The sequence below is a fragment of the Streptomyces sp. Root1310 genome (assembly GCF_001426425.1).
Classification (GTDB): Bacteria; Actinomycetota; Actinomycetes; order Streptomycetales; family Streptomycetaceae; genus Streptomyces.
In genome coordinates this window covers 858,844-878,318 of the sequence record NZ_LMEQ01000012.1, presented here as the reverse complement: position 1 = coordinate 878,318, position 19,475 = coordinate 858,844, and the positions used below count along the sequence as shown (strand labels likewise).

The window sequence follows — 19,475 nt, the reverse complement described above, 5'->3', positions numbered from 1 at the left end:
CACAAGCTGGCAACGAGCATTCGAGCCCCGGACCCCTGAACGGTCCGGGGCTTCTTGCTGCGCGCACACCGGGCCCGCCCGCGCGTTCTGCCCGTACCGTCCACCCGCGCCCTCACCTGACCGCCCCGCCGGACCGTGCCTGCGGGCGCGCCCTCACCTGACCGCGCCGCCCGAAAGCGCCGACGCGCGTCCGCTATTTCTGTGTGCGCACCGGGATGTCCAGGATCACCTGGGTGCCGCGCTCCGGCCCCGGGACCATGTCGAAGGTTCCGCCCAACTCGCCCTCCACCAGCGTCCGTACGATCTGGAGGCCGAGGTTGCCGGAGGTGTGCGGGTCGAAGCCCTCGGGCAGCCCGACGCCGTCGTCCTGGACGGTGACCAGGAGCCGCGTCTCCTTCGTGGTGCCGCCGCGGACCGCGGACACCTCGACCGTGCCGGTGTCGCCCTCGACGAAGCCGTGCTCCAGGGCGTTCTGCAGGATCTCGGTGAGGACCATGGACAGCGGGGTGGCGACCTCGGCGTCCAGGATGCCGAAGCGTCCGCTGCGGCGGCCGGCGACCTTGCCAGGCGAGATCTCGGCGACCATCGCCAGTACCCGGTCGGCGATCTCGTCGAACTCCACCCGCTCGTCCAGGTTCTGAGACAGCGTCTCATGCACGATGGCGATCGAGCCGACCCGGCGGACCGCCTCCTCCAGCGCCTCCCGGCCGCGCTCGGACTCGATACGCCGCGCCTGGAGGCGCAGCAGGGCCGCCACCGTCTGGAGGTTGTTCTTCACCCGGTGGTGGATCTCCCGGATGGTCGCGTCCTTGGTGATCAACTCGCGCTCGCGACGGCGCAGTTCGGTGACGTCGCGGAGCAGCACGAGCGCGCCGATGCGGGTGCCCTTGGGCTTGAGCGGGATCGCCCGGAACTGGATGACCCCGTCCTTGGCCTCGATCTCGAACTCGCGGGGCGCCCAGCCGCTGGCGACCTTGGCGAGGGCCTCGTCCACCGGACCCCGGGTGGGGGCGAGTTCGGCGGTGGTCAGGCCGAGGTGCTGGCCGACCAGGTCGGAGGCGAGGCCCATGCGGTGGTAGGCCGACAGCGCGTTCGGGGAGGCGTACTGGACGATTCCGTCGCCGTCGACGCGGATCAGGCCGTCGCCGACGCGCGGGGCGGCGTCCATGTCCATCTGCTGGTTGGGGAACGGGAAGGAGCCGGCCGCGATCATCTGCGCGAGGTCGGAGGCGCTCTGGAGGTAGGTGAGCTCCAGGCGGCTGGGGGTGCGCACGGTGAGCAGGTTGGTGTTGCGGGCGATGACCCCGAGGACGCGGCCCTCACGCCGTACGGGGATCGACTCGACCCGTACGGGGACCTCCTCACGCCATTCCGGGTCGCCCTCGCGCACGATCCGGCCCTCGTCCAGGGCGGCGTCGAGCAGCGGACGGCGGCCGCGCGGGACGAGGTGGCCGACCATGTCGTCCTGGTAGGAGGTCGGCCCGGTGTTGGGCCGCATCTGGGCGACCGAGACATAGCGGGTGCCGTCCCGGGTGGGGACCCACAGGACCAGGTCGGCGAAGGAGAGGTCGGAGAGCAGCTGCCACTCCGAGACCAGCAGGTGGAGCCACTCGAGGTCGGAGTCGTCGAGTGCGGTGTGCTGGCGTACGAGTTCGTTCATGGAGGGCACGTCTGCGAGCGTACCCGCGGGTCTGTGCGGGGCCTAAACCTGTCGGCGGCGCGCGGTCGGCGGCGCGGGGCCCGGCCCCGGAAACACCCGCGGGCCGCGGCGCCTGAGAGGGACCCTCAGCCCTCCCGGCACCGCAGCCCGGAGCAATATCGGCCGCGGGGTGTGCGGTCCCGTCGACCGAAGGTGAGGAACCGGGGCAGTCAGGGCAGAGAGCTCCGGGTCCTCGATCCGCCCTCCTGTGCGGGGAAGACGGAGGTTCTGTGTCGTACTTCCTTCCATTGTGGACTAGACCACTAAGGGTGTCCATGTACGGAAGGTCGTTCGTTGTCGTGGGTCTGCGGACGCTCTGACATCCACAACGCAGCCTAGCCTGTGCGGGTTCCCGCGCGGGGCCAGTTCCGCCCGGCATTTTCCGCGATCCACTCCGGAGCGGCCCCCTCCCCCTCCCGCACCCGAAGACGGACAGGGGCGACTCTGTTAGATTGACCCCATAGATTGGTCTAAACCACATAGTCCTTCCGGGTCCCCCGTGCCCCTCTCAGAACGGCAGGCCAGCGTGGAAGTTGTGATCGTTGCGGACGCCCGGTCGGGCGGCGAGCTCATCGCCGAGGCCATGGCGCAGCTCCTGCGGCGCAAGCCGGACGCCCTGCTCGGTGTGGCCACCGGCTCCACCCCGCTGCCCGTCTACCAGGCGCTGGCGGCCGAGGTGCGCTCCGGATCGGTGGACACCACGCGGGCGCGGATCGCCCAGCTCGACGAGTACGTGGGCCTGCCCGCCGAGCACCCCGAGTCCTACCGTTCGGTGCTGCGGCGCGAGGTGCTGGAGCCGCTGGGCATCGGCATGGAGGCCTTCCTCGGGCCGGACGGCACCGCCACGGACGTACTGGCCGCGTGCGAGGCGTACGACCGCGCGCTGGCCGCGGCCGGCGGAGTGGACCTCCAGCTGCTCGGGATCGGCACCGACGGGCACATCGGCTTCAACGAGCCGTGCTCCTCCCTGGCCTCGCGCACCCGGATCAAGACGCTGACCGAGCAGACCCGCGTCGACAACGCGCGCTTCTTCGACGGCGACATCGACCAGGTCCCGCACCACGTCATCACGCAGGGCATCGGCACGATCCTGGAGGCCCGGCACCTGGTGCTGCTCGCCACCGGGGAGGGCAAGGCGGACGCCGTCGCGGCCACCGTCGAGGGGCCGGTCGCCGCGATCTGCCCGGCCTCCGCGCTCCAGCTGCACCCGCACGCGACGGTCGTCGTCGACGAGGCGGCCGCGTCCAAGCTGAAGCTCGCGGAGTACTTCCGGCACACGTACGCCGCCAAGCCGTCGTGGCAGGGCATCTGAACTCACGCCACCACCGGCACGACGAAGGCGCCGGACTCCTCCTCGGGAGTCCGGCGCCTTCGTCGTGGTGACGCTCAGGCGGGCGGGCCGACCGCGATGACCTCCGCCGCCGCACGGCCGCACACCCGGGCCGCGCCGTGGGTGGCGATGTGCAGGGCGCCGCGGGGCGGGGCCTGGGGGACGCCCATCTCCACGACGACCGTGTCCGGGCGCGCCCTGAGGAGGATGTCGAGGGCCGCCGTCATCCAGGGGTGCCGGTGCTCGTCGCGCACCACGGCCACGATCCGCCGCTCCCCCGCCGCGATCAGCGCCGCGTGTCCCGCGTCCGCGCCCGCGAAGCTGCCGGTGTCCGTCCCCGGCAGCAGCCGCCCCAGTTCCGCGGCCACGCCCCAGGGGGTCTCGTCGCCGACGGCGATGTTCGCGACCGGGGTGAGCGCGGCGACGTACGGCGGGTCGGTGAGCGGGGTGAAGACGTCGTCGCCGGTGAGGCGCAGAGCCCGGCGGGCGGCGATCAGCCCGACATCGGCCCGGCCGGCGCTCCCGCCCGCGCGCGCCGTTCTCTCGTCGGGGCCGGCCGCGGTGGTGCCCCGCGGAGCCGTCCAGCGGGCCAGTGCCCGCACCCGCTCCGCCGCGTCCGCGAGACGCTGCTCGGGGAGTTCGCCCGTGCGGACGGCGGTGACCAGGGCGTCGCGCAGGCGGCGTACCGTCTCGTCGTCCGCCAGGCCGCCGCCCACGCAGATGGCGTCGGCGCCGGCCGCGACGGCGAGGACGCTGCCCCGTTCGATGCCGTAGGTCGCTGCGACGGCCTGCATCTCCATGCCGTCGGTGACGATCAGGCCGTCGTAGCCGAGTTCCTCGCGGAGCAGGGTGGTGAGGATGCGCGGGGACAGGGTCGCGGGCCGGGCCGGGTCCAGGGCGGGGACCAGGATGTGCGCGCTCATCACGGCGCGGGTTCCGGCGGCGATGGCGGCGCGGAACGGGGTCAGTTCGCGTTCCGTCAGGACCGCGGGGTCGGCGTCGATGCGCGGGAGCGCGTGGTGCGAGTCGACGGCCGTGTCGCCGTGGCCCGGGAAGTGCTTGGTGCAGGCCGCCACGCCCGCCGACTGGAGGCCGGTGACGTAGGCGGCGGTGTGCCGGGCGACCAGGCCCGGGTCGGCGCCGAACGAGCGGACCCCTATGACGGGGTTCGCGGGGTTGGAGTTCACGTCGGCGGAGGGCGCCCAGTTGAGGTTCACGCCGCACTCCGCGAGGCGGCGGCCCAGCTCCGCGGCGACCTCCAGCGTGAGCGAGACGTCGTCCACCGCGCCCAGCGCGTGGTTGCCGGGGAAGCTGGAGCCGGTGCGCACCTCGAGGCGCGTGACGTCTCCGCCCTCCTCGTCGATCGCGACCAGGACGTCGTCCCGCTCCGCGCGCAACTGCGCGGTCAGCGAGGCCAGTTGTTCCGGTGAGGCGATGTTCCGGCCGAACAGGCCCACCGACGCCAGGCCTTCGCCGAGGCGGCGCAGCAGCCAGTCGGGGGCGGTGGTGCCGGGGAAGCCGGGTTGAAGGACCGTCAGGGCGTCACGGGTGAGAGTGTCCGTGCCGCTGGCGATTGTCGTCATCGGGAGCGTTATCCCTTCACGGCGCCCGCGGTCAGCCCCGCGGCCATCTTGCGCTGGACAAGGAGGAACAGGGCGACGATCGGCAGCGCCATCATGGTGGCGCCGGCCATCATCGGGGCGTACTCGGTGCCGTGCTTGGTGGAGAAGTTGCTGAGCCACACGGTGGCCGTCTGGTTCTTCTGGCTGAGCAGCATCAGGGCGTAGAGGTACTCGTTCCAGGCCTGGATGAAGCCGTAGACCGAGGTGGCGACCATGCCCGGCGCCAGCAGCGGGAAGACCACCCGGACGAAGGCCCCGGTGCGGGAGCAGCCGTCGACCATCGCGGCCTCCTCCAGTTCCTTCGGGATGTTGACGATGAAGCCGCGCAGGGTCCACACCGTGAAGGGGAGGATGAAGGTCAGGTACGTGAGGATCAGGCCGGACAGCTTGTCGTACTGGCCCAGGTCGTTCAGGAGCAGGAAGACCGGGATGATCATGGCGACGAGCGGGACCATCTGGACGGCCAGGATGCCGACGATCACGATCTTGCGGCCGCGGAAGGCGAACCGGGAGATGGCCAGGGCGGCCAGCATCCCGACGACGACACCGATCGCCACGACCGCCAGGGAGACGAGCAGGCTGCGGCCCACCGGGCCCCAGAAGTCGGCGATGTGCAGCGCGCGGCTGAAGTTGTCGAGGGTGAGTCCCGTGGGCAGCAGGCTCGGGTCCGGGTCGATCGCGTCCTTCGCCGGCTTGAACGCGGTGTTGAGCATCCAGTACACGGGGAAGCCCGCGACGACGAAGACGAGCACGCCGAGGAGGTTCCAGCCGGACTTCGACCTGCGGCGCCCGGACCGGCTTGCGGCCCGGCCTCCGGCCCGGCTCGCCTCGGAGGCAACGGCACTCATTCGACCTCTCCGATCTTCAGCATCTGGCGCATGTAGACGGCGACCACCCCGAGCAGCAGCAGCACGGTGATCAGGGCGATCGCCGAGCCCTGTCCGTAGTCGTTGACGACGAAGGCACGGTCGTAGGAGTACGTCGTCAGGATCTGGAACTCGGCTTCCGGGTGTCCGTTGCGCATGACGAAGACCTGGGGGAACACGCCCATGTCCCAGATGACCGACAGGGTCGTGAGCATCACGATGATCGGCTTGAGGATGGGCAGGGTGACGTACCGGAAGACGCCCCAGGCGCCCGCGCCGTCGAGGCGGGCGGCCTCCTCGAGTTCGGCCGGGACCTGGGTGAGGCCGGCGCTGAGGGTGATGACCACGAAGGGCACGGCGCCCCAGACGACGAGGAGCATGATGACCGCCAGCCCCTGCGGCCCGCTGGCGAACCAGTTGTGGCCGATCAGCTCGACGCCCGGCAGCCTGCTCAGGACCGCGTTGAGGATGCCGTAGTCGGCGTCGAACAGCCACTTGAAGACGGTGGTGGCGACGATGACCGGCATGCCCCAGCTGGCCACGAGCGCGATGTTCACGAGGGTCTTCACCCAGCCGGAGACCCGCTGGAGGAGCAGCGCGATCAGCATGCCGATGACCATCGTGAAGATCACGCAGCCGGCCGCGAAGACGATCGTGCGGAAGACGACCTGCCAGAACTCGCCGTCGCCCAGCACGCCCGTGAAGTTGTCGAACCCGACCGACTCGGCCGGCTGGAAGCCCCACAGCTGGGACTGCCCGAACTTCTGGAAGGAGAGGGTGACCAGCCGGACCAGCGGATAGCCCATCACCAGGGCGAGGACCAGCAGGCAGGGGGCGAGGAGCAGCCAGGGGGTCGTGGCCCCGCGGGAACCGCGGCCGCCGCGTGGTCTCTTCGCGCCGGGTCCGCCCGTGGGCGGTGGTGGTGGCGACTGCCGCGTCGGCGGCACTTTGGCAGTGGTCGTGTCTGCGGCACTCATCCGCGCGCTCCTCAGCGGTCCCTCGGGTCGTACGAAGGCGAAGCCCCGTACGGGTCGTACGGGAGGCAGGGCCCCGCCCCGATGAAGCCTCCGGGGTCGACGGGGCCCTGCCCTCAGGTCACTTGGTGTTGATGACCTTGTCGATCGCGGCGTCCGCGTCCTTCGCGGCGGCCTCGACCGTCTTCTTGCCGGTGCCGATGCTCTGGAGCATGGTCTGGAGCACCTGGGCCTTCTCGACCTGGCCCCAGCCGGGAGCCATCGGGACGAACCAGTTGGACTCGGCGGCGGTGGCCGGGACCGCGGTGGCCGGGTCGCTCTTGAGGGTCGCGAGGTCGGTCTTGTTGTTGGGCAGGTTGCCCTTGGCGATCAGGCCCTTCTGGCCGGACGGGCCGGTGAAGGCGTTGATCCACTCGGCCGCCAGGCCCTGCGCGTCCGACTTCACGGGGACGGCCAGGTCGGAGCCGCCCAGGAAGACGGGGAGGTTCTTGCCGGACGGGCCGGGCATCACGAAGTTCTCGACGTTGTTCGCGAGCTTGCCGGTCTTGTCGTTCTCCTTCGCCGCGGCGGTCGCGCCCTCCCAGGCGGGAGCGAAGATCATGCCGGACTTGGCCTGGCCGTAGACGATGTAGCGGTCGGACTCGTCCTTGGTCTTGTCGCCGTGCATGTACTTGTCCAGGACGTTCTTGAACTCGGTGAGGCCCTTGAGGGACTCGGGCGAGGAGAGGTTGGCCTTCCACGCGCCGCCCTCCTCCTTCGCGATCGAGCCGCCGGCGTCGTAGACGAAGGACATGGCCGCGTACCAGTCACGGGTGGGCTGGTACCAGGCGGAGAACTTGTCGCCCTCCTTCTTCTGGACCTTGTCCAGGGCGGCGGTCAGCTCGGTGTAGGTCTTCGGCGTGGTCTTCACGCCCGCCGAGGCGAAGAGGTCCTTGCGCCAGTTGGCGACCCGGCCGCCCGCGTAGTACGGGACGCCGTAGGTCTTGCCGTCGTAGGTCACCGAGGCCTTGAGGCCGTCGAGCCAGGCGGAGGAGTTGTCGAACTTGGCGGCGTCGAGGGGAGCGAAGGCGCCCTTGACCATGTAGCCGAGCATCTCGGTGTTGCCCATCTCGACGACGTCGGGGGCCTTGTCGGTGGCGAGAACCGCGTCCAGCTTGGCGTTCTTGTCCGGCCAGCCGTAGTACTCGTGGTTGATCTTGACGCCCGGGTGCGCCTTCTGCACCGCCGCGTCGGCGGCCTTCACCAGCTCGGGCCAGTTGTTCTGCGCGTCGACGGTGAGCCAGACCGTCAGCTCCTTGGCGTCGGTGCCCTTCGAGTCCCCGCTGCCACTGTCGTCCCCGCACGCCGCGATGGAGACCATCATGCCCGCGATACCGATCGCGGCTATCAGCTTGCGCTTCACGCCATCCTCCTCAGGGATGCCACACCCCCCGCCCACGGGCCGGGACCTCGATCTCTGGACCAATGGTGTAGACCAGTGGGCAGAGCTTGGCTCAGACCAATAAGCCTGTCAAGGGTGGCCGAACCCCCTCCGAACAGCCGTTATGGGACCTACATATGCAGGAACCTTTAAGTAAGAAGCCCTCGAAAACCTCGGCCCCGGAGGCCGCAGCTCCGGTAGACCATTTGCCCTGGTGGACTAGACCAGCAAAGGTTGCGACGGTATACAGAGGGATCACGGAACGGTGGGGCACCATCCCCGCGTCCGTGCCACGATGTGAGCCGCGGCCGACGGCGTGTCGGCCATTTCGGCACCCGCAGCCGGGAAGGCAGGCCATGAGCACCGACGTCAGCAGTGCGGAGAACGAGGGTGGGGCGACCGTCCGTACCGCGCGTGTGCCCAAGTACTACCGCCTGAAGAAACACCTGCTCGACATCACGGAGACACAGTCTCCGGGCACCCCGGTCCCGCCGGAGCGCACCCTGGCGGCCGAGTTCGACACCTCGCGCACGACCGTCCGCCAGGCCCTCCAGGAACTCGTCGTCGAGGGCCGTCTCGAGCGCATCCAGGGCAAGGGCACCTTCGTCGCCAAGCCGAAGGTGTCCCAGGCGCTCCAACTCACCTCCTACACCGAGGACATGCGCGCCCAGGGCCTGGAGCCCACCTCTCAGCTCCTGGACATCGGCTACATCACCGCCGACGACCGCCTCGCCGGCCTCCTCGACATAACGGCAGGCGTACGGGTGCTGCGCATCGAGCGCCTGCGCATGGCCAACGGCGAACCGATGGCCATCGAGACGACCCATCTGTCGGCGAAGCGTTTCCCGGCCCTGCGCAGGTCGCTGGTCAAGTACACCTCGCTGTACACGGCCCTCGCCGAGGTCTACGACGTCCGTCTCGCCGAGGCCGAGGAGACCATCGAGACCTCGCTGGCCACCCCGCGCGAGGCGGGCCTGCTGGGCACCGACGTGGGCCTGCCGATGCTGATGCTCTCCCGTCACTCGCTGGACCAGGAGGGCCGCCCGGTGGAGTGGGTGCGGTCGGTGTACCGCGGCGACCGGTACAAGTTCGTGGCCCGGCTGAAGCGGCCCACCGAGTAGAGGGTCTGTGGAGGGTCTTCCGCTGGGCTTATCCGTCACTTACATTGCCTGCGCATTACACCTGTGATCAAGGCGATCAGTGAGGGGACGGAGCCGCCGATGTCCGACGAGGAAACGAGGGAACCGGTGGTGACGCCTGCGCGCGTCGCCATCGCCCTGTGTCTGATCGCGCCCTTCGTGGCGATGCTGTGGGTGGGCTCGTACGCGAAGGTGGATCCCGCGTTCATCGGGATCCCGTTCTTCTACTGGTACCAGATGCTGTGGGTGCCCCTCTCCGCCGCGCTCACCGTGACCGCGTACAAGCTGTGGCAGCGTGACCAGCGCGGCCGCGCCGCCGCTTCTTCCGCGAAGGGTGGTGCGTCGGAGTGAAGGACGGCGTGAACGGCGTCGCGCTCGCCGTCTTCATCTTCTTCTTCCTGGCCGTCACGGTCATGGGCTTCCTGGCCGCGCGCTGGCGCAAGGCCGAGAACGACAGCCTCGACGAATGGGGCCTGGGCGGCCGGTCGTTCGGCACCTGGGTCACCTGGTTCCTGCTCGGCGGCGACCTGTACACCGCGTACACCTTCGTCGCGGTACCCGCGGCGATCTACGCGGCGGGCGCGGCCGGCTTCTTCGCGGTGCCGTACACGATCCTCGTCTACCCGCTGATCTTCACCTTCCTGCCCCGCCTGTGGTCGGTGTCCCACAAGCACGGCTACGTGACGACCTCGGACTTCGTCCGCGGCCGGTTCGGCTCCAAGGGCCTGTCGCTGGCGGTCGCCGTCACCGGCATCCTGGCGACGATGCCGTACATCGCGCTCCAGTTGGTCGGCATCCAGGCCGTGCTCGACGTGATGGGCGTCGGCGGCGGCGAGAACACCAACTGGTTCGTGAAGGACCTGCCGCTGCTGATCGCGTTCGGCGTGCTGGCGGCCTACACCTACTCCTCGGGTCTGCGGGCCCCCGCACTGATCGCGTTCGTGAAGGACACGCTGATCTACATCGTCATCGCGGTGGCGATCATCTACATCCCGATCAAGCTGGGCGGGTTCGACGACATCTTCGCCAAGGCCGGCGAGGCTTTCAGCCAGACCAACCCGGCGACGGGCAAGCCGCGCGGCGCGCTGGCACCGGCGGAACCCGGCCAGTGGACGTACGCGACGCTGGCGTTGGGCTCGGCGCTGGCGCTGTTCATGTACCCGCACTCGATCACGGCGACGCTGTCGTCGCGCAGCCGTGAGGTGATCCGCCGCAACACCACCATCCTGCCGCTGTACTCCCTGATGCTGGGTCTGCTGGCGCTGCTCGGCTTCATGGCGATCGCCGCCGGGGTCAAGGTCACCAACGGGCAGCTGGCGATCCCGCAGCTGTTCGAGGACATGTTCCCGTCCTGGTTCGCGGGGGTGGCCTTCGCGGCGATCGGCATCGGCGCGCTCGTGCCCGCCGCCATCATGTCGATCGCGGCCGCGAACCTCTTCACCCGCAACATCTACAAGGACTTCATCAAGCCGGACGCGACACCCGCGCAGGAGACGAAGGTCTCCAAGCTCGTCTCGCTGCTGGTGAAGGTGGGCGCCCTGGTCTTCGTCCTCACCATGGACAAGACGGTCGCCATCAACTTCCAGCTGCTGGGCGGCATCTGGATCCTCCAGACGTTCCCGGCCCTGGTCGGCGGCCTGTTCACCCGCTGGTTCCACCGCTGGGCCCTGCTCGCGGGCTGGGCGGTCGGCATGGTCTACGGCACCTTCGCCGCGTACGGTGTCGCGTCCCCGACCCAGAAGCACTTCGGCGGCTCGTCGAAGGAGATCCCGGGCATCGGCGAGATCGGCTACATCGGTCTCACGGCGTTCGTGATCAACGTCGTCGTCACGGTGGTGCTGACCTTCGTCCTGAGGGCCGCCAAGGCTCCCGACGGCATCGACGAGACCAAGCCGGAGGACTACACGGCGGACGCGGGCGACCCGGGCGTGGCCGTGGAGCTGCCCCCGGCGACGGCGGGCGCGGGTCACTAGCGCGTCTCCGGCCACCAGGGCGTCTCCGGCCACTCTGGCGTCTCCGGCCGCGCAGGTCGCCCGGGCCGCCTGAGCCGCTCGGGTCGCGCAGGTCGCCTGAGCCGCTCGGGCCGCCTGAGCCACCCGGGCCGCGCAGGCCGTCTGAGCCGCTCGGGCCGCGGGACGGCGGGGACGCCGTATCGGCGCCTCGCCCCCGCGGCCACGGCCGGCAGCACCGGACGGTCCCAGGGGGCGCGCGATCGCCCGGGGGGCGAGGCTAGTCCCGCGTCCGTCGGGCCATCGCGGCCCAGAAGCGGTCCAGTTCGCGCACCCGCATGCCGACCCAGCGCGGGGTCTTCCTGCGCAGCCCCCGGGGCAGCCGGCGCCGGAAGCTGCCGGGCAGCAGGGCCTGCTGCTGACGGCAGAACGGCTCCCGGATCTCTCCTCGGGGCAGACCGCCCCGGGGAGGGTACGGGCAGAGCTGGAACTTGCAGCCGGGCAGACAGGTCGAGCCCGGTGCGGGCGGGGTGGACGTGCCGATGCGCAGGCCGGGCCGCAACGGCTCCCGGTCCGTGCAGATGCACGGCGGCAACGACATCCCGGGCTGTTCCACGCGGGTCAGGCGTTCCTCGACCTCGTCCGGGTGCCCGTCCCGTTCGATGAGGTTCAGCATCACCAGTACGTCGGCGACGAGACGCTGGGCGCGCGGGTCGAGGGTGCTCCAGCCGACCGAGGGGGGAATCCACAGGCTGTGCTTGCGATATACCCCGGTGCCGCCCGCGCGGGCGCCGATGTTGTCGGCGACACCCTTCTCGTCGATCCACAGGAACCGCTCGGGCTGTCCGGTCTCCAGGGCGAGGGCGACCAGGTCGCCGGCCTCGGCGACGAACGGATGCAGGCACCGCCGGGCCGGTTCACCGGGCCGGTCCGGGTGCCCCGGCGCCCCGTTCACCGTGCCCGCCATCGCCAGCCAGCGCTGCACCGTCTGTACGGCGGTGGCCCCGCCGAACCGCTGGATCGGCTGGTGCCCGTCGGCCCGGCCGCCGACAGCGTCCGGGAGCTCCCACAGACACAGCGCCTGGAGCAGGCTGAGCTGCGCGTACCAGCAGCGTGACTGCCGGAGCACGGTCTCCGCCTGGCGGATCAGGTCGTTGCGGCCGCCCGGGTGGGTGCGCGGGTGTCGATGGCGCCGGTTGGCCGCGTACTTGAAGCCCTGGGCCAGCGCGGCCTCCAGGGCGAGCGGCAGATCGGGGGCGCCGCCGGTGAACTCCGGGTCGAGGTGGCGCAGCCACTTGGTGAGGCGTTCCCGGGCCTCGTCGCGATGGGCCTCGTCGACGGAGCCCAGGAGCATCGGGAGCATCCAGGCCCGCATCACGAACTCCCGGAAGAGATCGACCCGTCGCTCGCGGTAGCGCCGGTTCAGTTCCTTGCGGTCCTCCTGCAACCGCCCGAGGTCCTCGGCCGAAGCGCCCCCCGGGGACATACGGTCCGCGTGCGCCTGCCCCATGCGCACGGACCACGCCTCGTACTCCCGTCTCTTCCAGGCCTTCAGCTCTTCCAGCCGGTCGTTGTACTCGTTCACGGGGTCGCTGTTCAGGCCGACCCGCTCGCGGATCACGGCGAACGCCGCGTTGCCACCGGTGCCGACCTCCTGGGCGACCACCAGGCGGATGGAGTAGGAGGGTTCCTGGATGCCCAGTCGGAACAGCTCCCAGTACAAGGGCGTGGTGTCGATCCGGTCGGACACCTTCCGCAGCGCGGAACCCAGTTGTTTGAGCACTCTGCGCTTGGCGTCCCTCAGGGTGCGCCGGTCACCCTTGATACCGGCCCAGTGTTCACGCACCGCGGTGACGATCGCGCTCAGCTCTCCCGGGTCGTCCTCGGCGCTCTCGATCTCCAGGGCGGCCGCGTAGAGATCCAGGGCCTTGGGGTCGTCGGTGCGGCGGCCCGCGGCGGCGCACAGCCGGTGGGCGAGCGGGCGGCCCCGCACGGGCGTCTGCCGCAGCAGTTCCGCCATCTCCTTCCGTATCTCGGCCCGCACGCCGTGTCCCCGGGCCGGAGCGTGCGCCACCCTGCCACGGGACAGCAGGACGAGGGCGATGAGCAGTTCGCGACTGGGGCCGGGCGGCTGAAGCGCCTGCTCGGCCAGGTCTCCGGCGCCCCGCTCCCCGAGGTGGTTCAGCAGCCGACAACCGAAGTAGGCCTGGATGATGCTGTGCGGGAAGCGGACCCTGTGCTCGAAGCCCTCCACCAGTCTGAGCTTGCCCGCGCGGGCGGCGAAGCGGGCGAGGACGGCATGGCACTGGTCCATGTTCCCCTCGCGCAGCCGCCGTCGCTCCGTCTCGCCGAGCCGTTCGCACAGCGCGTCCCAGATCCGGCGCCGGTGCCAGTCGGAGAGGGTGATCCCGCGCTTGCCGTACCGGTCGAAGCCGCGGCCGGCCCACACGTGCTCGGCCCGGGCCCGCGCGCGCCGTGCCGGACCGGGGTGCAGGACCTCCGGGTCGAGCAGCTCGGCGAATCCGACCTCCAGCTTGTCCTGGAGCAGTCCGACACAGGCCAGGGCCGAGACCGCTTCGAGCGTGTCACGGCGCTCCTGCGGGTTCAGCGCGACATCCTCGCGCAGCTTTCCCTCGCACAGCGCCTCGGCCCAGGTCTCCAGGAGCCAGAGCCGCAGGGTGGCGCGGTCGCGGCTGCGGGTGTTCATGTGCCGTGGATCGCCGTCCGGGCGGTCGTGCTCCAGGACTCCCCGCCGGTGGAGTTCACGGGCGATCTGGAGGTAGATCGGCGACTCGGTCACCTCCGCCGTCTCCACGATCCAGTCCACCCGGCGCTCGTCGGTCTCCGGTACGTCCGCCTCGATGAAGCGCAGCGCCTCCTCCTCGCTGAGCGGTTCCAGCACCACGATCGCGGCGGAGGTGGTCTCCAGCGGGCTGTGCGGCCGGGAGGCGATGACCAGGGGCAGCTTCTCCTCGCGGGCGCGCTCGATGGCCCGGCGGATGACGTTGTCCCGGTTGTGCTGCCGGCCGTCGCCGTCGTCGAGAAGGGCCTCCTCCAGGCCGTCGGCCAGGACGACCGGCTTGTCGTCGGCGAGGAGTTGTTGCCACACCCGGTCGGTCTTGCTGCGCGCCAGGATGCCCTTGGGCGCCTCCTGAGCGAAGCGCTGCCTCGCCAGGCGTTCGAAGTTCAGGTCGGAGCCGTCGGCGGCGTCCCGCAGTCTGACCGGCACCGGTACGGCGTGCTGACGGGCCAGCAGTTCGGTGAGCCGTACGAGGACGGCGGTCTTCCCCGCTCCGACGCCGCCGACGAGCAGATACGGCCGCCGCGTGTCGCGTTCGCGCAGCCGCTCGGCGATGACCTGGGCGATGTCCTCGCGGCCCACGATCTCGGCGGTGTCGTACCCGGCGGTGGGCACCAGCCGGCGCGGGTCCCGCAAGGCCTTGGTGAGATAGCGCTGTTTGGTCCAGCGATACCACCAGAACAGGAAGAGCGCGGCGGCGATCGAGGCGGCGAGGACCGGGCCGACGAACTTGAAGACGGTCTCGAACCCGTCGTTGCCCTGCCGCCACTGCTCGAACCCGGTCGTGTCGTGCGTGACGAGGATGAACAGGCCCTCGCCGACCCAGGCAAGCAGCGCCAGCACGGCAACCAGCCAGATCATCCTGGTGACGTTGGCGTAGGAGACACACCGGCGCCACTTCTTGGGTCGGGTGGCGCCGCGGCGGGCCTCCAGACGGATCGTCAGGGCGTGCCAGCGGCCGACGAGGCCGTGTCCGACCCGGTGCCCCGCCCGTCGGAAGACCAGTGTGGCCATCGGCGCGTCGCGCGGCCGCTCCTTGCCGGGGGGATGGCGGACGACCCTCGTCATGGCGTTCTCCTTGCACGTCCCGAGAAAGCGGTTTCCGGGACGGAGGACTCGCGGAGCAGAGGATTCGCACGGCGCCGACGCCTTCTTCCATGGAATCACTCCCGGCACGCTCCGCAACCCGGGCGTCCGGCACACTCGGGGCCATGGACATCGTGATACGGCAGGTCGCGCCGGGCGAGTACGAGGCCCTCGGCGACATGACCGCCCGCGCCTACCTCGACGACGGCCTCCTCGACTTCGGCGAGAGCGACGGGTATCTGCGCGAACTGCGCGACGTGGCCGAGCGCGCGGCGGCCGCCGAGGTGCTGGTGGCCGTGGAGGACGGCCGTGTCCTCGGCGGCGTCACCTTCGTCCCCGGCCCCGGCCCCATGTCCGACATCGCGGGCCGCGGCGAGGCGGAGATCCGCATGCTCGCGGTCGACGGGGCCGCCCGCGGCCGGGGTGCGGGGGAGGCCCTCGTCCGCGCCTGCCTCGACCGCGCCCGGGCCGCGGAGGGCTGCACCGCCGTCGTCCTGTCGACCCAACGCGTGATGTACGCGGCCCACCGCATCTACGAACGTCTGGGTTTCGTCCGCACACCCGAGCGGGACTGGAACCCCATGCCGGACCGGAACGATCTCACCCTGATCACCTATCAGCTGACGCTCTGAAACCACCCCGACACAACATCTGGGGGTGGCGTGACAGGTGAGCACAAGATGTATGCTCATGCTCGCTGTCGCCGCAGGGGAATCCGGTGCGAATCCGGAACTGTCCCGCAACGGTGTACTCGCGTGCATCCATACCCGTATGCGCACGCCTGTTCAGTCCGAGGTCCTGCCGACAGCGCGCCCGGCCGTCCGGTCCGGGTGCCCTGACGTCCGGGTCTCGTGGAGTGGGCCGGTGGACGCGACGCCCCGCGCGCTCGTGTGCTGCCCCCTGCCCTGCGCAAGGCCCATCGCCGAGCGAGGGAGAGCCCCACGTGACCATCGCGCCAGCCGAGCCGGTTTCCGCCACCGAGCTGGAGACCGACGGTCCCGGTACCGCGTTGCTGCGGACCCTGACCGAGCTGACCGCCGACCTGCCCGACGCCGACCCCGGCCGGGTCGCCGCCGCCGCCCTGCGCGGCCGGTCCGCGCGGGCTGCCTCCGAGGTCACCGCGGAGCTGCGCGAGCTGGCCACGGAGGGGGCCGCGGGCCTGATCTCCGAGGACCCCGCCTACTCGAAGCTGGCCGCCCGGCTGCTGACGATCAGCATCGCCGCGGAGGCCGCCTCCCAGGGCGTCACGTCGTTCACCGGATCGGTCGCCGTCGGCCACCGCGAGGGCCTGATCGCCGACCGCACAGCCGAGTTCGTGCGTGTCCACGCGGTCCGCCTCGACGCCCTGATCGACGAGCAGGCCGACGACCGCTTCGGCTACTTCGGGCTGCGTACCCTGCACAGCCGCTATCTCCTGCGGCACCCGATCACCCGCAAGGTCGTCGAGACACCGCAGCACTTCCTGCTGCGCGTCGCCGCCGGCCTCGCCGAGGACGACACCTCCCGTTCCCTGGACGAGGTCGCCGCGCTCTACCGGCTGATGAGCCGCCTGGACTACCTGCCGTCCTCCCCCACGCTCTTCAACTCCGGTACCCGGCACCCCCAGATGTCGTCCTGCTACCTCCTCGACTCGCCGCTGGACGAGCTGGACTCCATCTACGACCGCTACCACCAGGTGGCCCGGCTGTCCAAGCACGCGGGCGGCATCGGACTGTCGTACTCCCGTATCCGCAGCCGCGGTTCGCTGATCCGTGGCACCAACGGGCACTCCAACGGCATCGTGCCGTTCCTGAAGACGCTCGACGCCTCGGTCGCCGCGGTGAACCAGGGCGGCCGGCGCAAGGGCGCGGCGGCGGTCTACCTGGAGACCTGGCACTCCGACATCGAGGAGTTCCTGGAGCTGCGTGACAACACCGGTGAGGACGCCCGCCGGACGCACAACCTGAACCTCGCGCACTGGATCCCGGACGAGTTCATGCGCCGGGTCAGCGCCGACGCCCCCTGGTCGCTGTTCTCCCCCGCCGACGTGCCGGAGCTCGTCGACCTGTGGGGCGAGGAGTTCGACGCGGCCTACCGCAAGGCCGAGGAGGCGGGCCTCGCGAAGAAGACCATCCCGGCCCGTGATCTCTACGGCCGCATGATGCGCACCCTCGCGCAGACCGGCAACGGCTGGATGACCTTCAAGGACGCGGCCAACCGCACCGCCAACCAGACGGCCGAGCCGGGTCACGTCGTGCACTCCTCCAACCTCTGCACGGAGATCCTGGAGGTCACGGACGACGGCGAGACGGCGGTCTGCAACCTGGGTTCGGTGAACCTCGGCGCGTTCGTCGACACGGCGGCCGGCACGATCGACTGGGAGCGGCTGGACGAGACCGTCCGCACGGCGGTCACCTTCCTCGACCGGGTCGTCGACATCAACTTCTACCCGACCGAGCAGGCGGGCCGCTCCAACGCCCGCTGGCGTCCGGTCGGCCTGGGCGCGATGGGCCTCCAGGACGTCTTCTTCAAGCTGCGGCTGCCCTTCGACTCGCCCGAGGCGAAGGCGCTGTCCACCCGGATCGCCGAGCGCGTCATGCTCGCCGCCTACGAGGCCTCCGCCGAGCTGGCCGAGCGCAACGGCCCGCTGCCGGCCTGGGAGAAGACCCGTACGGCCCGGGGCGTGCTGCACCCGGACCACTACGGCGTCGAGTTCAGCTGGCCGGAGCGCTGGGCGGCCCTGCGCGAGCGGATCGCGCAGACCGGCATGCGCAACTCCCTGCTCCTCGCCATCGCCCCCACCGCCACCATCGCGTCCATCGCGGGCGTGTACGAGTGCATCGAGCCGCAGGTGTCCAACCTGTTCAAGCGCGAGACGCTGTCCGGCGAGTTCCTCCAGGTCAACTCCTACCTGGTGCAGGACCTCAAGGACCTCGGTGTCTGGGACGCCCGCACCCGTGAGGCGCTGCGCGACTCCAGCGGCTCGGTGCAGGACCTCGCCTGGATCCCGGCGGACGTGCGCGCCCTGTACCGCACGGCGTGGGAGATCCCGCAGCGCGGCCTGATCGACATGGCCGCCGCCCGCACCCCGTACCTGGACCAGGCGCAGTCCCTGAACCTGTTCCTGGAGACGCCGACCATCGGCAAGCTCTCCTCGATGTACGCGTACGCCTGGAAGTCGGGCCTGAAGACGACGTACTACCTGCGCTCCCGCCCGGCGACCCGGATCGCCCGCGCGGCCCAGGCGCAGACGCCCGCCGCCATCCCCGTGCAGCAGGTGACCTCGGAAGAGGCCGTCGCCTGCTCCCTTGAGAACCCCGAGTCCTGCGAGGCCTGCCAGTAATGACCAGCGAAGCCAACACCGCGTCCGCCAAGAACCTGCTCGACCCGGGCTTCGAGCTGACCCTCCGGCCGATGCGCTACCCGGACTTCTACGAGCGTTACCGGGACGCCATCAAGAACACCTGGACCGTCGAGGAGGTCGACCTCCACTCGGACGTCGCCGACCTGGCGAAGCTGTCCGAGGGCGAACAGCACATGATCGGCCGGCTGGTCGCGTTCTTCGCGACGGGCGACTCGATCGTGGCGAACAACCTCGTGCTGACGCTGTACAAGCACATCAACTCCCCCGAGGCACGCCTCTACCTGTCGAGGCAGCTCTTCGAGGAGGCCGTCCACGTCCAGTTCTATCTGACGCTCCTGGACACCTACCTCCCGGATCCGCAGGACAGGACGGCGGCCTTCGACGCGGTCGAGAACATCCCGTCCATCCGCGAGAAGGCCGAGTTCTGCTTCAAGTGGATCAACGAGGTCGAGAAGCTGGACCGGCTGGAGACCAAGGCCGACCGCCGCCGCTTCCTGCTCAACCTGATCTGCTTCGCCGCGTGCATCGAGGGCCTGTTCTTCTACGGCGCCTTCGCGTACGTCTACTGGTTCCGCAGCCGGGGTCTGCTGCACGGTCTCGCCACGGGCACCAACTGGGTGTTCCGTGACGAGACGATGCACATGAGCTTCGCCTTCGAGGTGGTCGACACCGTCCGCAAGGAGGAACCGGAACTCTTCGACGACCAGCTCCAGGAGCAGGTGACCGCCATGCTGCGGGAGGCTGTCGAGGCCGAGCTCCAGTTCGGGCGCGACCTGTGCGGCGAGGGGCTGCCGGGCATGAACACCGACTCGATGCGGCAGTACCTCGAGTGTGTCGCCGACCAGCGTCTGTCGCGGCTCGGGTTCGCCCCGGTGTACGGCTCGGAGAACCCCTTCTCCTTCATGGAGCTCCAGGGTGTTCAGGAGCTGACCAACTTCTTCGAGCGCCGTCCGTCGGCGTACCAGGTCGCGGTGGAGGGCACCGTCGACCTGGACGAGGACTTCTGACCCTCCCGCTCGCCCCGGGCCTCCTGGGCCTCCCTGATCTGCCGGTCGGCGCGCCGGTCGCGCACGACGCCGAGCACGGACGGGAGGACCAGGAGGACGAGGATCCCGAGGACCATGAGCATTCCGATGAGGCCTTCGATCTGGTTCGTGTTCATGGACACCAGTGTTGTGCCGGACGCCCCTGACCGTGAGTGGCAGGACTGCCGCACACCTTCAAATTCCTGCCACCGCGGGTGCACA

At 70.3% G+C, this 19,475-nt stretch carries 14 protein-coding genes and 1 riboswitch; of the genes, 7 read left to right on the top strand and 7 right to left on the bottom strand.

Annotation, left to right across the window (positions count from 1 at the left end; all coding sequences use genetic code 11):
- Window positions 1–193: 193 nt before the first annotated feature.
- Window positions 194–1,669: a PAS domain-containing sensor histidine kinase gene (locus tag ASD48_RS22065; protein WP_079073896.1), complete on the bottom strand. Its 1,476-nt coding sequence runs from the start codon at window positions 1,667–1,669 to the stop codon at window positions 194–196.
- A gap of 556 nt (window positions 1,670–2,225) precedes the next feature.
- Between ASD48_RS22065 and nagB the strand changes: the two genes are divergently transcribed.
- Window positions 2,226–3,011, top strand: coding sequence for a glucosamine-6-phosphate deaminase (gene nagB, locus ASD48_RS22060; protein ID WP_057603355.1), 786 nt, complete (start codon window positions 2,226–2,228; stop codon window positions 3,009–3,011).
- 74 nt (window positions 3,012–3,085) lie between these two features.
- On the opposite strand, the gene ASD48_RS22055 is transcribed toward nagB, so the two are convergent.
- From ASD48_RS22055 to ASD48_RS22040, 4 genes are all read right to left on the bottom strand, one after another.
- Entirely contained in the window at window positions 3,086–4,612 is a 1,527-nt protein-coding gene (locus ASD48_RS22055) for a glycoside hydrolase family 3 protein (RefSeq protein ID WP_057603354.1), read from the bottom strand.
- An 8-nt stretch (window positions 4,613–4,620) separates the two neighbouring features.
- Window positions 4,621–5,499 carry a carbohydrate ABC transporter permease gene (locus tag ASD48_RS22050; RefSeq protein WP_057603353.1) on the bottom strand — a complete coding sequence of 293 codons (879 nt, stop codon included), beginning with the start codon at window positions 5,497–5,499 and terminating at the stop codon, window positions 4,621–4,623.
- Window positions 5,496–6,494, bottom strand: a complete 999-nt coding sequence (locus ASD48_RS22045; protein ID WP_057603352.1) for a sugar ABC transporter permease — start codon at window positions 6,492–6,494, stop codon at window positions 5,496–5,498. The genes ASD48_RS22050 and ASD48_RS22045 overlap by 4 nt, the downstream gene beginning before the upstream one ends.
- Window positions 6,495–6,612: 118 nt before the next feature.
- On the bottom strand, window positions 6,613–7,893 hold the full coding sequence (locus tag ASD48_RS22040) for an extracellular solute-binding protein (protein WP_057603351.1): 1,281 nt from the start codon (window positions 7,891–7,893) through the stop codon (window positions 6,613–6,615).
- Window positions 7,894–8,267: 374 nt separating this feature from the next.
- On the opposite strand from ASD48_RS22040, the gene ASD48_RS22035 reads away from it, so the two are divergent.
- From ASD48_RS22035 to ASD48_RS22025, 3 genes are all read left to right on the top strand, one after another.
- Complete coding sequence (locus ASD48_RS22035) at window positions 8,268–9,032, top strand: GntR family transcriptional regulator (protein ID WP_057603350.1); 765 nt, start codon at window positions 8,268–8,270, stop codon at window positions 9,030–9,032.
- 99 nt (window positions 9,033–9,131) lie between these two features.
- Window positions 9,132–9,401 (top strand): DUF3311 domain-containing protein, encoded by a 270-nt coding sequence (locus ASD48_RS22030; RefSeq protein WP_057603349.1) that lies wholly within the window; start codon window positions 9,132–9,134, stop codon window positions 9,399–9,401.
- Window positions 9,398–11,023, top strand: coding sequence for a sodium:solute symporter family protein (locus ASD48_RS22025; RefSeq protein ID WP_057603348.1), 1,626 nt, complete (start codon window positions 9,398–9,400; stop codon window positions 11,021–11,023). Before ASD48_RS22030 ends, ASD48_RS22025 begins: the two co-directional genes overlap by 4 nt.
- 256 nt (window positions 11,024–11,279) lie before the next feature.
- Here ASD48_RS22025 and ASD48_RS22020 read toward each other — a convergent pair whose 3' ends face one another.
- Window positions 11,280–14,867: a hypothetical protein gene (locus tag ASD48_RS22020; RefSeq protein ID WP_057603347.1), complete on the bottom strand. Its 3,588-nt coding sequence runs from the start codon at window positions 14,865–14,867 to the stop codon at window positions 11,280–11,282.
- Window positions 14,868–15,010: 143 nt separating this feature from the next.
- On the opposite strand from ASD48_RS22020, the gene ASD48_RS22015 reads away from it, so the two are divergent.
- The 3 genes from ASD48_RS22015 (at window position 15,011) to ASD48_RS22005 (ending at window position 19,235) form a co-directional block, all read left to right on the top strand.
- Window positions 15,011–15,517, top strand: coding sequence for a GNAT family N-acetyltransferase (locus ASD48_RS22015; protein WP_057603574.1), 507 nt, complete (start codon window positions 15,011–15,013; stop codon window positions 15,515–15,517).
- A gap of 77 nt (window positions 15,518–15,594) precedes the next feature.
- Window positions 15,595–15,684, top strand: a riboswitch (cobalamin riboswitch).
- Between the two features lie 144 nt (window positions 15,685–15,828).
- Complete coding sequence (locus tag ASD48_RS22010; protein ID WP_057603346.1) at window positions 15,829–18,207, top strand: ribonucleoside-diphosphate reductase subunit alpha; 2,379 nt, start codon at window positions 15,829–15,831, stop codon at window positions 18,205–18,207.
- The gene (locus ASD48_RS22005; protein ID WP_057603345.1) at window positions 18,207–19,235 is read left to right on the top strand and encodes a ribonucleotide-diphosphate reductase subunit beta; all 1,029 of its coding nucleotides are present in this window, start codon (window positions 18,207–18,209) and stop codon (window positions 19,233–19,235) included. Before ASD48_RS22010 ends, ASD48_RS22005 begins: the two co-directional genes overlap by 1 nt.
- On the opposite strand, the gene ASD48_RS44810 is transcribed toward ASD48_RS22005, so the two are convergent.
- Window positions 19,148–19,390: a hypothetical protein gene (locus tag ASD48_RS44810; RefSeq protein ID WP_057603344.1), complete on the bottom strand. Its 243-nt coding sequence runs from the start codon at window positions 19,388–19,390 to the stop codon at window positions 19,148–19,150. The two genes, ASD48_RS22005 and ASD48_RS44810, sit on opposite strands and share 88 nt — an antisense overlap.
- Window positions 19,391–19,475: the final 85 nt, after the last annotated feature.

Excerpts from the sequence above, each read along its gene's own strand:
- ASD48_RS22055 (WP_057603354.1), bottom strand. The coding sequence starts at position 4,612 with ATGACGACAATCGCCAGCGGCACGGACACTCTCACCCGTGACGCCCTG.
- ASD48_RS22050 (WP_057603353.1), bottom strand. The coding sequence starts at position 5,499 with ATGAGTGCCGTTGCCTCCGAGGCGAGCCGGGCCGGAGGCCGGGCCGCA.
- ASD48_RS22045 (WP_057603352.1), bottom strand. The coding sequence starts at position 6,494 with ATGAGTGCCGCAGACACGACCACTGCCAAAGTGCCGCCGACGCGGCAG.
- ASD48_RS22035 (WP_057603350.1), top strand. The coding sequence starts at position 8,268 with ATGAGCACCGACGTCAGCAGTGCGGAGAACGAGGGTGGGGCGACCGTC.
- ASD48_RS22030 (WP_057603349.1), top strand. The coding sequence starts at position 9,132 with ATGTCCGACGAGGAAACGAGGGAACCGGTGGTGACGCCTGCGCGCGTC.
- ASD48_RS22020 (WP_057603347.1), bottom strand. The coding sequence starts at position 14,867 with ATGACGAGGGTCGTCCGCCATCCCCCCGGCAAGGAGCGGCCGCGCGAC.
- ASD48_RS22015 (WP_057603574.1), top strand. The coding sequence starts at position 15,011 with ATGGACATCGTGATACGGCAGGTCGCGCCGGGCGAGTACGAGGCCCTC.
- ASD48_RS22005 (WP_057603345.1), top strand. The coding sequence starts at position 18,207 with ATGACCAGCGAAGCCAACACCGCGTCCGCCAAGAACCTGCTCGACCCG.
- ASD48_RS44810 (WP_057603344.1), bottom strand. The coding sequence starts at position 19,390 with ATGAACACGAACCAGATCGAAGGCCTCATCGGAATGCTCATGGTCCTC.